Source organism: Lachnoclostridium phytofermentans ISDg (genome assembly GCF_000018685.1).
In the GTDB taxonomy this organism is placed as follows: domain Bacteria; phylum Bacillota; class Clostridia; order Lachnospirales; family Lachnospiraceae; genus Lachnoclostridium; species Lachnoclostridium phytofermentans.
In genome coordinates this window covers 4,719,226-4,733,306 of sequence record NC_010001.1, presented here as the reverse complement: position 1 = coordinate 4,733,306, position 14,081 = coordinate 4,719,226, and the positions used below count along the sequence as shown (strand labels likewise).

7 protein-coding genes are annotated in these 14,081 nt (G+C 36.0%); 1 reads left to right on the top strand and 6 read right to left on the bottom strand.

The genetic code is table 11. From position 1 onward, the window contains the following. Positions 1 to 90: 90 nt before the first annotated feature. Complete coding sequence (locus tag CPHY_RS19960) at positions 91 to 1,440, bottom strand: ABC transporter substrate-binding protein (RefSeq protein WP_012201852.1); 1,350 nt, start codon at positions 1,438 to 1,440, stop codon at positions 91 to 93. Between the two features lie 100 nt (positions 1,441 to 1,540). After that, positions 1,541 to 3,286, bottom strand: a complete 1,746-nt coding sequence (locus tag CPHY_RS19955) for a sensor histidine kinase (protein WP_012201851.1) — start codon at positions 3,284 to 3,286, stop codon at positions 1,541 to 1,543. Between the two features lie 163 nt (positions 3,287 to 3,449). Here CPHY_RS19955 and CPHY_RS19950 point away from each other — a divergent pair, with 163 nt between their 5' ends. Continuing rightward, positions 3,450 to 4,625, top strand: coding sequence for an ISL3 family transposase (locus CPHY_RS19950; protein ID WP_012198949.1), 1,176 nt, complete (start codon positions 3,450 to 3,452; stop codon positions 4,623 to 4,625). Positions 4,626 to 5,054: 429 nt separating this feature from the next. Here the strand turns inward: CPHY_RS19950 and CPHY_RS19945 are convergent, their stop codons facing one another. The 4 genes from CPHY_RS19945 to CPHY_RS19930 form a co-directional block, all read right to left on the bottom strand. Then, positions 5,055 to 6,479 carry a phosphoglucomutase/phosphomannomutase family protein gene (locus CPHY_RS19945; protein ID WP_012201850.1) on the bottom strand — a complete coding sequence of 475 codons (1,425 nt, stop codon included), beginning with the start codon at positions 6,477 to 6,479 and terminating at the stop codon, positions 5,055 to 5,057. A gap of 289 nt (positions 6,480 to 6,768) precedes the next feature. After that, on the bottom strand, positions 6,769 to 9,162 hold the full coding sequence (locus tag CPHY_RS19940) for a GH36-type glycosyl hydrolase domain-containing protein (RefSeq protein ID WP_012201849.1): 2,394 nt from the start codon (positions 9,160 to 9,162) through the stop codon (positions 6,769 to 6,771). A gap of 589 nt (positions 9,163 to 9,751) precedes the next feature. After that, a complete protein-coding gene (locus CPHY_RS19935; protein WP_012201848.1) occupies positions 9,752 to 11,419 on the bottom strand; it encodes a phosphoenolpyruvate carboxykinase (ATP) in 1,668 nt (555 codons plus the stop codon). 523 nt (positions 11,420 to 11,942) lie between these two features. Then, positions 11,943 to 13,703, bottom strand: coding sequence for a DUF885 domain-containing protein (locus tag CPHY_RS19930; protein WP_012201847.1), 1,761 nt, complete (start codon positions 13,701 to 13,703; stop codon positions 11,943 to 11,945). Between the last annotated feature and the right edge of the window lie 378 nt (positions 13,704 to 14,081).

Sequence of the window (14,081 nt, the reverse complement as noted above, 5' to 3'; positions counted from 1 at the left end):
GCCTCAATTTTTTATTTTAATAAGTGGGCCTTTAAAGACACCTCTTATTCGCGACAAAGAAAAGTTAAATTTGTATTTTCCTTTGTAAAATTATTGAGCAGCTGTTAAATCTAAAACGCTTTGTATTGCTTCTGCGATATCGTTTTTACCAGTTACTAAATTAGGCATTCCATCAAAAACAGGAACTCTACACTCTCTTGGAACCTGATCTTCTACAGCGCTAGCCATTCCAGTAGCGCCTTTTACATACTTAAGGCCATCTTTAGCTAGAGATGATAATTTAGATTCATCTACTGTAGGACCATTCTTTAATGCTGTAGCCGATACTTGTGCGAATTTAGAAACTAACTCATCACTTGTCATGGAAGTAATAAAATCAACAGCAGCAGCACGCTTATCTGGATCTTCCCAAGCTTTCTTTGAGATAAAATATCCGCTAGATAATCCACCGATGATATCTGTAGTCTTTCTGTCGCCCTTTCCTGGAACATAAGTAACAGTAAAATTATCAATATCGGTTGTTAAACCTTCGATTCCACCAACTTTCCAAGAACCATCGATTAAGAATGCTGCTTTGTTATCAATAAATAATTGAACAGTTTCATCGTCAGTACCTGTTAAAGTATTTTCTGGGAAATAACCTTTTTCATAAAGCATCTTAATATCGTTAATACCGTTCACCCATGCCTGTCCCTGAGTATCAGTAGTGTTCTTTGGAAGAACATTATGTGTTGATGGTGATAAGAAATTGTAAATAGAGAACTCAAACCAGTAGTGAGGTACAGTTGCTAAAGAAACAGCGATAGGAGCAAAGCCTGCATCTTTAATCTTCTGACAAGTCTCAAGGAACTGATCCCATGTAGTGTTAGCATCTGGAATCTGAACACCAGCAGCCTTACATACTTCTTTGTTTACAAACATACCTTCCCAGTAACCATTTACAGGAACGGAATAGTTCTTTCCATCAACAGGAGAAGCGCCTAACATGCCATCTTTCATATTAGATGCATAGTCAGGGTAAGATTGACGAATTTCATCGATAGATACTACTTTGCCTGCTTGAACGAAAGCATTGGAATCCACACCGTTAAAGAAGAATAATACGTCTGGTTCAGATCCTGTTTCGAAGTCTGCTAAAACTCTAGCTTTAAAAGTTTCATCAGAAGTTGATGAGGAATCATTCACTTTGTTTCCAGTTGATTTTTCCCAATTAGCGACAGCGTCTTGGTAATTCTGAGCATTGCCATCGTTTCCGGCATATGTAGTAGTAACATTTAATGTAACTTTCTTAGGTGCAGCCGTAGGAGCCGTTGTAGCAGTAGCTTTAGGGCTATCTGTACTACTACCAGGGGTATTAGTAGCTGGATCCTCTTTCTTAGTGCAGGCAGCCATAGATACTACCATTGTAAGAGTTAACAGTAACGCAAGTAATTTTTTCATAAAATAACCTCCCGTGAAATTTTTAGATGCTTTTGTCATCTGATACCATCATACCCTAAGAACGGGGAAAGGTTAATGCTTTGAATTGTTATTATTTGTCTTAGTTTGTTTTGTTTAATTTGACTATAATTGTACTTACTGTAGAACCGTCTTTGTCACTTTTGATGGATAATCCACAATCGTATCCGTAAATGATTTTTAGACGTCGGTTAACATTACGAATACCAAGGCTCGTGGAACGCTCATTTTCTACATCAAAATCGTCGCTTAATAAGGCATCTATTCTCTCTTTGTCTATCGCTGTTAATTCTCCTTGATTTCGTACCTCAATAAATAACTTATCCTCTTCGGAAAAAATATGAAGCGTAACTACGCCTTGATTTTGTGCATTCATCCCATGTTCGACTGCATTTTCTATAATTGGCTGGATAATAAGCCTAGGTACTGGAACTTGTAATAAACTTTCATCAATTTCCTTAACAACTTGAAACCGTTCTCCAAGCCTTGTAGAAATGATAAAGAAGTAAGCATCTGCATAGGAAAGTTCTTCTGCAAGCGGGATATGCTGTTGTTGTCTTCGATTCATTGTCGCACCTAGAATGGTAGACAAAGCTTCAATCATACCACTCACTTTATAATTTTCCATCAGTCTTGCTTCCCAGTTTATGATCTCTAAGGTATTGTTTAAAAAGTGAGGATTAATTTGTGATTGTAGTGCCATGATTCTAGCATCCTTTAGGGCTAGCTCTTCCAGGAAAATTTGCTCAAACTGATGCTTAAGTTTTAGGGACATTGAGTTAAATGCTTCGCTAAGGAAAGAAAATTCCTGGCTACCTTGTATTATTTGAATTTGAGTTCCATAATCTCCGTCTTCAATTTTATGAGATGCTGAGATTAGTTGGAATATCGGTTTTGTTATCTTTCGATGGAAGAACCGAAATACAATGAATGCGAATGCAATTAGTAAAGGAATCGAAAAAGTAACAATATATTTTAATGCATCCATCTCATAGAGTATAACAGCGCTATCTAGTTTTGCTACAAAAGTCAGGACATCTTGATTGTACTTTAATGTTTTATATACATAAGAATCTCCTTTATTTTTATAGTAGATACTTCGATTGGTAACTTTATCATAGCGGGATAAATATTCATTTTCTTTGGAGCCCCATAAAAAGCTTCCATTTTTATAGATAGTACCTGTTTCGTATCCCCAGATGGTTCCGATACTTTCAAAGATAGACTCATTGTTTAGTTCCATTACAATTACAGCATATGGCTCAAAAGTTGGTGTCATAAGATTTCTCACCATGTAAACACGATTATCAATTGGAAGGAACTTCACCTTAGTATCCAAATCTTTCGAGATTTCCATAACCTGAGTTAAAACATTACGTTTGAAATACTGGACATTGGAATATGTAGATTTATATTTGTTGCTATATGTACAATAAACTTCTTGCGGATCTTCTGTAAACATTAACATAGTACTGAGAAAACGGTCATCGAATTTGTATTGCTGTATTAGGAATTCGGTTACCTTAGTGTAAAGCTGTTGCCTATTATTATCAAGAAGATATAGATTATATTTTTCCCTTATAGTTGGAAGATAAGAAGCATTTTTCGATGCTGTAATAGAATCTTGCATCCTTGAAAGGCAAATTTCGACCGCTTTATCTGTGGAATTTATAATCGTTTGCTCTGTCTGTTGATTTAAGTTATGATAAACAAAGTCAAATACGATAATTGTTAGTATTGTAAGCGGTAATACCCAACATAAGATTAGAGTACGCATCATACTCCATTTTAGGGAAACTTCATTGTTTGACTTAAAATGTACTTTCATCTTTACCCCCATCTGTTAGAAAAAAATAATGGTTCTATAATAAAGGTTGGGGTGTGTATCATTTAACATATTCCCAACCTTCTTTTTATGTAATAAAATAAAAGAAGCCTCCCCGAAAATGCCCGTCGTCCAAACAAACACTTCCAAAGGAGGTTCCATATAAATGCACTCTAATTGTACCAGAAATCTTTTAGATTTAAAAGATGTTTATATCAAAAAAGTTGTGCATGCTGATCACTATGTAAAGATATTCATTGAAACAGCTCCTTCTTTACATACTTGTCCTTGCTGCGGTAATCAAACCAAACGCATTCATGATTACCGTAATCAAGAAATTAAGGATCTGCCATTTCAAATGAAACATACATATTTGGTCCTTAAGAAAAGACGCTATGTCTGCCAGTGTGGTAAAAGATTTACGGAAAAATATCATTTCCTTCCCTCTTATCAACAGCGTACTTTACGATTATCTTACAAGATTATAGACCTACTCAGAAATCTTATAAATATCAAGTCCGTTGCTGAAATAACGAATGTATCAGTAAATACTGTTACCCGGCTTTTAGACACCGTTAACTATTCCGCTCCCTCTCTTCCAGAGTGTATCTCAATTGATGAGTTCAAGGGAGATACGGATGCGGGGAAATACCAATGTATTCTTTTGGATGCCAAGAAACGTAGCATTCTAGATATACTACCGGACAGAACGCAGAGCCATTTAAGTGCCTATTTTAAAGAAACAAGCCGAGCAGAGCGTCACCGTGTGAAGTTCTTCGTCTGTGACATGTGGCAGCCTTACGTGGACTTAGCAAAAGCTTATTTCCCTAATGCCACAATCATTATCGACAAATACCATTTCATCCGGTATGTTACATGGGCAATTGAAAATGTGAGGAAAAGACTCCAGAAAACAATGTCTGCAAACCTCAGAAAATACTACAAACGTAGCCGAAAGCTAATACTAACTCGCTACGCCAAGCTTAAGGATGAAAACAAGAAAGCATGCGACCTTATGTTGCTTTACAATGATGACTTGAGAGTAGCTCACAATCTTAAAGAATGGTTCTATGGTATTTGCCAAAGCGAAAAGTATTCTTATCAACGAACAGCTTTCTGGGATTGGGTTAAAACAGCTGAAAAATCAGGAATACCTGAATTTGAGAACTGTGCCAAAACCTATAGAAACTGGTCAAAAGGTATATTAAATGCCTTTAAATACAAATATACAAATGGCCCTACCGAAGGCTACAATAACAAAATCAAGGTACTAAAAAGATTATCTTTTGGAATGCGTAACTTCAATAGATTCCGAACAAGAATTATACACTGCACTATTTAATTAGAAAATGGACGACTAGGCAAGAGGCTTATTTGGCACGCCCAAAAACATGAATTATAAACCAAAACATTAAAATAGCTCTAAATGAAGTAATGGAGCGGGATTCCGTGAATCCCACCCCAAGACTTGACAAAGAGCCAAAATAATAAAAGCAGAAATTCCAAACGGATAGAATTTCTGCTTTTCATTTATCATGGTACGTATAACTATTATACCATGAAACTTATATATTTTCGATTTTAATTTTATAATCTTTACTCTTGTAATAGAGCACTTGGCGACTTTTTTGTTACCTTTTTAAATGAAAAACTGCATTTTATATGAAATCCCCATCAATTAAATAAAAAAAGAAATATGCCTAAGAAAGAATCTTTTGGAGGGTATCCTGTGCCCAAGAGAGTAAGGGCACAGGGGTACGAAGATAGTATATTAAGGCTCTGGTGTGAGTCCTAAGTAGTCTTCATAAAGAGAGATTATTTTACGAGCTGTTTTTATGGAGCTCATTTCACAAAAGATTCGAAGTAATGGCTCAGTTCCTGAGAATCTTGCTACAACCCAACCACCATTTTTAAAATACACTTTACTTCCATCAAGATAAGAAACATGATCTATTTCTGTTGGGAAAGTAGGAAGTTTTTTATCTTCCATCAATACTTTATAGATTTCATCCTTCTTTTCTTGACTAAAGCGATAGTTTGCTTCCTCCATCTCAATTGAACCAAATTCTTGTTCAATATCTTTATAGATTTCGGATAATTTTTTTCCGGTAACTGCAATCATTTCTACCAAAAGAGCAGCGGCATATACACCATCTTTTCCTTTGATATGACCTCTGACAGTAAGACCGCCTGAGGACTCTCCCCCGATGATTGCATTTGTGGCATTCATTTTAGCAGAGATATGTTTAAAGCCAACAGGAACTTCATAGCATTCTTGACCAAATTTTTTCGCTACCTTATCAAGCATATGAGTAGTAGCGATATTTCTTACGACTGGTCCTTCCCATCCTCTATACTTTACGAGATAATAATAAAGTAGTACAAGAATATCGTTTGGATGTAGAAAATGTCCTGTATCGTCAATCACACCGATACGATCTGCATCACCATCTGTTGCAATACCAATGTCACATTTTCGATCAATTACAGCACGCTGTAAGGAGTGAAGAGTAGCAGCTGAAGGTGATGGTAGTTTACCGCCAAAAAGTGTATCATGTCGGTCATGAATCGTGTAAACTTCACAACGTGCAGTATGAAAGATTGTGGTTAGAGAAGTTTCACTAACACCATACATTGGGTCGATAACGATTTTTAAGCTTCTTTTCCGAATAGCATCCATATCTACAGTCTCGATAATATTATCAAGGTACTCATTCAAAGGATAAATTTCTTCAATAAGACCTTGTGAGATTGCTTCTTCATAGCCCATATCGTAAACATCTTCCGAAGTTAAATTACTTATATAACTTTCCAAGTCTTGTGTCTGAAGTTCATCTGCATCTCTACCACCAGCGGTAAAAACCTTAATTCCGTTATAAATAGCAGGATTATGGCTAGCGGTTATCATAAGTCCATATGGAAGATTATGCTTCATCACATAGAACATAATAAGCGGTGTAGGTGAAGACTTATTCACAAGAGAAGCATGTATGCCTTCTTTTGCAAAGACAGTCGCTGCCCATTGCATAGCCTCCTTTGCCAGAAAACGGCGGTCATAGCCTAATACAACTCCTTTATCAGCGACACCTTCTGCTTTCATTTTATCGCAAAGACCTTTCGCGAGTAGCTGTATGTTTGACTTGGTGAAGTCATCTCCAATGATAGCACGCCAGCCCCCAGTACCAAATTTAATCATAATTATAACCATGCCTTTCCATAGCCTGCAAACTTTAGGCCGCAGACATCATATTTGCAAATTAAAATATAATTCGCTTTGAAAAACTTTTTTACACTTTGAAAATGTCACCAAAAGGTGGAACAAATAATGAATGAAACCAGTGTGAAGTTTTAGAATTTCTTAGGCAGCATCTTTTGGTACCTAAGAAATTCTCTTCACATAAAATCATGTTTGCCTAGTAGTAGGCCGGAAGTTTGTGCCGAGGATTACGCAGGCACAAACTTCTGTGTAAAAGAACAAAGTTCTTTTACACTCCCATAACAATGCGAACATGGTGAGTGGTATGTGGCTCCTGAACTGGAAGTCTTTCCACCAATTTTCCATCAAGATAGATTTCTTTGACGCCCTTCATAACTCCATCTGGATTCTCAACAGCAATCTCATAGACTGCACCTCTCCATTCTCTAGTTACTTGGAAGCTATCCCATGAGCCAGGAATGCAAGGATTAATTTCTAAATAATCAAATTGAGGTTTAATACCGAGCATATATCTAGTGGCACTAAAATATGCCCAACCGCCAGTACCAGTCATAAATGGGTGTCTTGCACGACCAAAGGCAGTGTGATCTCTACCCATAATAAACTGGCAATAGGAATATGGCTCTGCTTCTCGAATTTCAATTTTATCATTTTGATAATATGGGCAAAGTGCATTATAAAATTCCATTGCTCTGTCACCACGGCCAAGTTCACATTCAGCAGCCCATGCCCATGGATTTGGGTGACTAAAAATTGCTCCATTTTCTTTTAATCCAGGATAAACACGGGTAACAAATCCAATGTCATCATCAGGCACTGTATAGGAAGGAGCATTCAGTAAAATTCCATATGGAGTATATAAATGCTCATATACACTATCCATAGCTTTGAGACCTTTTTCTTCGGTAGCTGCACCGGATAATACAGCCCAAGAGTTAGACTCTAAGTGAATCTTACCTTCTTTATCATTTATTGTACCAATTTTTTTACCGTTTTTCGTAATTCCACGGATAAACCATTCCTGATCCCATAATTCTTTATTACATACTTCTTTTACATGATCGGCTAAAGCTGTGTATTTCTGTACATCCTCTTCACGATTTAAAAACTTCGCAAGAGAGATAAAATTATTAAGAGCCCAGTAGTGCAAGAAAGAAACCATTGCGCTTTCTCCACCACCAAGGTTTAGGCAGTCATTCCAATCGGCGCGAAGACCTTTACAAATACCGGTTGCACCAACTTGTTTTGCAGAAAAATCTAAGATTTTGGTTAGGTGTTCATATACAGTACCCTCGCCACCATCTGCATAGGTAATTACTTCATCTGCTAGCTCAAATTCTCCGGTCTCTTTTATGTATTCAACAACAGAGGATACTAACCATAATGCATCATCAGAACAAGCATCTTTTATACCATGAACGATGCTATTTTTATCTGGAGAAGGAACTACGGTTGGTGATTTAAAAGGCTTTTTATCTTCATCTTTCGCAAACCATTCTGGTTGGAATAAATGAAGTCCATAACCTTCGGATACAAGACCCTGCATTAACTCACGAATTCGCTGTTTACATTTTTCTGGATTAGAATGAGGTATTGTCATGGAATCTTGTGCTGTATCTCGGTATCCAAGACCTGTTCTTCCACCAACTTCAATAAAGGAAGCGAAGCGAGAGAACATGACATTGATTTCGGCTTGGTATAAAGTCCATGTATTAATTAAAGTATTCATTCCCTCATTTGGAGTTTGAATCTGTAATTTACTTTGTTTTTCACTCCAAAAAGTCTTTAAGTCATGGTAGACTTGATCGACTGCGGATAAATTACTGTATTTTTCACGAATACGTTTGCCAGCGTTATGATTCCCTTCGCCTAACATATAAACAATTCGAATTGTTTCGTTTGGCTGAATCACAAAATTATGTTGAAGAGAACCACAGTGATTATTTCCAAGTTCTGTACTACCACTTAATTCCCCATTAATAACTCCAATTGGATCAGATTCTGTATGATAAAGGCCAAGGAATTTATCGCGGAGACAGTCATAACCATCTGGTGTTTGGGTTGAGGTAAAGTATTGATAACCAAATTCTTCATAGAATAAATCATGCAGGGTAATACCATCTTCATAGGAAGAACCAGCACAGTAAAGGCTCATCTGGAAGTTTTGATTATCTATCATGATATGATGAAAAGAAAATTCACAATAAGTAAATAGGCTAATATTTCTTGGTTTGGAATCGTTATTCGTAACTGTTACATCCCAAAGTTCCACATCTTCATCGATTGGTACAACAAGGGTTTGTGTCGCTTTTAATTTCTGATAATCACATTCGTAGACGGAATAGGACATTCCATGACGGCAGGTATACTTAGCTTCATCTAATGGCTTACCTACTGGTTGCCATGAAACACTCCAGTAATCCTTCGTCTCGTTGTCCCTAAGGTATACATAATGCCCAGGGCGATCCATTGGTACACTATTTCCGCGAAATCTTGTAACACGGTGGTATTCTGGTGATTTATAAAACATGTAGCCACCTGCGGTTTGATTTACAACCACACAAGTGTCTTTAACCCCTAGATAATTGGTCCATGAGGTTGGAAGGTCAACGCGGTCGATGACATACTCTTTTTTTTCTTGATCAAAATGTCCGTATTGCATACATGCCTCCTTTAAGGATGATTTAGATAACAAGTGAGAAGATAAACTAGAGAGGATTTTAAAGCGGCAAAACTCTTACAACTAGGGTCACATTAATGCTAAGGTATTATTAAAGTTTATCTTCTCAAATATAGTTCTTGGCAAGGAAAAGTTCGCAAAGCGTACTTCTTCTTGTTTATCAGGAGCTAAAGATAGATTCTGATAAAAGGTGCGTTTTTTCACCGCTAGCTCGATTATCGGAACATATTCTTAGTTCCAACAAATAGGCAATAGAAGATAAAACCGATACACGGTGAAACTTTCTATTACCCTACTTGTATATTAGCACATTACAGGGATAAATCGATATTGTAATCTTGCTCTTTCTTGTATCGTTTTGTCGACTTCATAAGAGGGTAGAAATAGGATAAAATAAGTCATAATATACAACAAAAAAATACAAAAAATAGCGCGCTATTACTATTAGGATAGCGCGCTATTTTTTGCACCCAGCATGGGCGCAATCGTTGTTTTAATATTGGATGAAATATTGGATGAAATATTGGATGAAATATTAGATGAAATATGGATGAAAATAAAATAATCACCATTAGTTCAACCCAGATACTACCTTTTTAAGAGCCAAAAGAGCATCTTCTGGAAGTTTATCATATCCACCCTTAAAGTTTTCTCTACTTTCAACAAATTTAACACGGTCTAGCATTCTAGCTTTTAACTGAGATTTATATTCTGGGTCATCTAGATTTGGAATAAATCCATCCCACTCAAAGATTTCAATATCTTCAAAAGGTCCCCATTGTTTAAATTCAGCATTACCTTCGACAACTGCCTCTATAACACCAAGTGTGTCTGCTGGTTTTACCTTTTTACCCATGAAGTCACCAGTATTGATAATATAACAATCTACATTTCTCTCAGCTACTAACTTTTTGAACTTATCATAATCATTTGCTAAAGGATAAGTTCTAAATGGATTTGCATATGGTTCTACTACTAATGCTTTAGGGTCGATCCCTTCTGCTAATCTTTCTGCATTTGATCTTTTTGTTGCCAAGGTTGCACCCATAACAGAAGCAAGCGAAGCGCCTTTTAATTTTACTATCGGTGGGATAGTAGGATCTTTCATAATCCAGAAGATTGCATTTACTGGCTCTTCTATTTTATCAACGCGGTTCGGTGACCATAATTTTGATTTTATGGCACGACCATTACCATTACGGATATCCTCTGTTACCAGAACTATCTTACCATCCTCATCAATGGTAGCGGAGCAGTTTTGAGCTGTTAACAGATATTTATTATCTTCGCAGTATGTAGGGTAATCAGCAGTTTTATCGAAATAAGTAGGCTCCATCGCGATCGATGATCCTGTCTCTGTATTAATGATAAATGCATCATCATGAAGTACGGTTATGTCATACTTACTATCATGTTTTGCATGTGTTATTGTAGACTTTCCTGAGCCTGAAAGACCGAATACGGATGCAACATAGGATTTGTTATTCGGAAGGTTGTATCTTTTTTGTCCACCATGGCAAGAGGCATATCCATTTCGGTTAGCGATAGCCCATCCAATCGTGAGAGTTCCTTTTTTGTGCTCTCCAAAGTATCTCATACCTAAGATAGCGGCACAGTTTTCAGCAGTATTAAAATAGCATAAGCATTTAGGATCATAGTTAGGATTTGTTGTTCCGGTCCATTGTGGATTTGAGAAAATATAGATATCTGGTTCATTACCAATAGGTTTCGAATCTTTGTACATCCTTACATATTCATCTGACATGTATTGAAAGTTTAACATCCAGGAGTACATAATGTTCTCTTCACCTTCTGGAATTAACAGATGGGCTTTTATCATAAATTCAGGATCTAAGCCTATGTAAACTTCTGCATGGTACATGGTATCCCATCTAGTGTCATAAATAGCATCCATAACGATTTTGTCTAATTCCGCGCAATCAACATTTGGCTCACCGGCGATTCTTCTTGCAGCAGCATAACGTCCGGTAATAGAACCATCATTAAATAAGAGTACTTTTGAGTCTTTTTCTAGACCGAATTCTTCTCCTCTGTATACTGGCATATCAGTTACCACAGTACCAGGAGAATTTTTCGCAAGCTCGTAGGCTTCCTTTAGGGTGTTGACTTTCACTACATTGTTGCCATAAAAAGCGGCTTCAATGATAGAGCGAGTTTTTGAGAATCCTGGCTTTCCAACACCGATTTCATCGCGCTTATAATACGCTTTTGTTGACATGATTGATTTCCTCCTATGAATTATGATATATCTAATATATTTTCTGCTTACCGGAAGCAAAGAAGTGCTTCTCTTGGCGGAAAATAAACTGATCAAACAAACAATAGGGATACTCTTAAAACGTGCATACTATTGTGATGAGATTATCAATTTCTACCAATTTAAGTATAAATTTGTTGCGTGTAAATGTCAATATTTATATCGAATATTTAATAAATTTGTAAGATTAAACCAAATTTATGCAATATATTTATATAAACAAGATTAAAGTTAGTATTTGTTATGTTAATAATACAACAAACGTGAAAATAGATATGATATAACCGCTACTCCTTATTCCATGATACAAAATATAATGAAAGCAAGAGAACTTTTTAGTGCAACAATGAATGATGGAGCACTAAAACAATCCCTTGCTTTCGTATAGTTATAATATAAATAGAAAGATAAGCGGGAAAAGCTTGCTAATTCTCTATATGGATAGAAAAGCTTCAGAGTTAATTAGGTGAATGAAAAGGTTTTATTACTTTGCAGAATTAGATCCAGTTTTTTCTGTCAGCCAGTTTTTTAAATACTTTTCAATGATATCAAATGGTGCTGGACCAAAATCCAATAAGAAGGTATGAAAATCTTTTATACGGAAATTCTCCTGTAAAGAGGACTTTGCTAAACCTTTTAACTCCATAATTTCAATATAGCCTACACAGTAAGGAAGATAGATACCTGGCTCACCAAGAATGGAATTATAGATTCCCTCAGCATCTTCCAGAGAGGATACGTAATTACTCCAAAAATCTATAGTTTCCTCCTTCGTCCATCCTTCATAGTGTATACCGATATCTGTCAGTGAGTATAGACAATGTACCGCTATCATATTTGCTTTTAAGAAGTCAGAAAGATTCTGGCTTAGTCCAGCCATACCATAGGAATAACATTCCACATAAGTAGCCCAGCCCTCATCATACCCAGTTACATCAATAACACTTCGTAATGGATGCATGTTAAGTTTTCTAAAATACACATTTTGATAGAGATGCCCAGGGTACCCTTCATGTGCAATCGTTGGGAATAGCTTTGTCATATCATAGTTTGGATTGTTATTGATATAGATACAATTTTCTGTATAAAAATCAATCGGTGGTATTAAATACATTGCTGGGCTAAGATGATTCTCTAAGGAGTCAGGAACATATTTTACCGTATAATTAACGCTATCCAAAACCGGGAAATCCTTTGTGATTTGAGATGCGAGGTACTCCATGGTTGCATTTGGATCTGTTTCTGGGAAGGTGATATTTTGATATTGATCATAAAGGGTAGGATCTTTGATGCTTAGTGTAGTAATAGTGGATAAGCAACGGTTTAGTAGGGCTTTTAAACTCCTTTTCATTTCTGGAATTGTTTTTGATGAACCAGTGGATAACTGAACCTTTAATTCATAATATTCTTTTCCACCCTCGAAACCGCTAAGACCGTTTTTATTTTTTGAGCTGCCTTTTAAAGAAATCAATGTATTAATTAAGCTTTCATAGGCTGGAATCACTGAAGTTAAAATGGCAGATGTATTATTCTCTTCAAATTCACTTTTTTCCTTATCTGTTAAATCTGGAATTACTTCAATTCTTTCCCTAAAGGATGTAATTAAAAAGTTATCATCAGGGCTTTTTATAAAATCCTGACACTGAGCGATGATATCATCAGCAATGTTATCCGTCATGAAATAACCTTTTTGGGATTTTTCTTTTTCAAATTCTTCAATGGATTTAAAATACTCATCTACGCAATTTAAGAGTTTTATATATGTACTAATGTCGTCTTTCGAGTAAAAGGCATATTCCGCAAAAAGAATTGGTAACTGTGCTTGCACTCCAGTTGTTGGGCCAAGCAGTTCCATAAGATATGGGTAAGCACCTAAGGCAAGCTTTTTGGAAAATACATCATTTAGAATCTCATAAGTAATCTGATCTTCTTTCGTAAGCCAATCGTATTTAAATTCTTGTAGTTTCTTTCTGTTATTCTCTGCATCAATCATATCTTTCTTCATTTGCTCTATAGAAAGCGTACCCAGTGTCGGTTTGATATTTTTTATACCGTAATTTTCTGGATTTGCCAAAGTGTAATGAAGCGATAGGGAGTCGCTAGTAACCTCTTCTTTAAATAACTTATCAAGAAAGGTATGATAATTTTTTTGTATGTCTTCCTGTGTTTTTTCCTTACATCCGACAAGACTTATAACTAGAATAAGGCTTAGAAATAAGGCAATTAATCTGTTTAATTTTTTCATAAAACCCTCCTACAGATTCATTACTAAGTTTAAGATTAGTGGAAGCTTTTTTATATTATCTATTACAATTCATTGCCGTTTATATAAGTGTAATGAAACGGTAAAATCTTTTATCTTATTCCTAAGGCTTAGTACGAAGCAGAACGTATAGTTTAATGTATGTAAAATAGTTTGGTTACATACCCAGTTCTAGGAATTTTGAGCGAACCAGTTAAGTTTTTATAAAAATATCCGAAATACATGGTAGTAATGAAGGCATCATTTATAAAAACGAAATGAAGTGAGAGTGCAGATTGAAAGAGAATCACTTTCAAGAAAGAAAATCACTTTCAAGAAAGAAAACCACTTTCAAGAAAGAAAACCACTTTCAAGAAAGAA

Coding starts and splice junctions, on each gene's coding strand:
- CPHY_RS19940 (WP_012201849.1), bottom strand. CDS start 9,162: ATGCAATACGGACATTTTGATCAAGAAAAAAAAGAGTATGTCATCGAC.
- CPHY_RS19950 (WP_012198949.1), top strand. CDS start 3,450: ATGCACTCTAATTGTACCAGAAATCTTTTAGATTTAAAAGATGTTTAT.
- CPHY_RS19935 (WP_012201848.1), bottom strand. CDS start 11,419: ATGTCAACAAAAGCGTATTATAAGCGCGATGAAATCGGTGTTGGAAAG.
- CPHY_RS19945 (WP_012201850.1), bottom strand. CDS start 6,479: ATGATTAAATTTGGTACTGGGGGCTGGCGTGCTATCATTGGAGATGAC.
- CPHY_RS19930 (WP_012201847.1), bottom strand. CDS start 13,703: ATGAAAAAATTAAACAGATTAATTGCCTTATTTCTAAGCCTTATTCTA.
- CPHY_RS19955 (WP_012201851.1), bottom strand. CDS start 3,286: ATGAAAGTACATTTTAAGTCAAACAATGAAGTTTCCCTAAAATGGAGT.
- CPHY_RS19960 (WP_012201852.1), bottom strand. CDS start 1,440: ATGAAAAAATTACTTGCGTTACTGTTAACTCTTACAATGGTAGTATCT.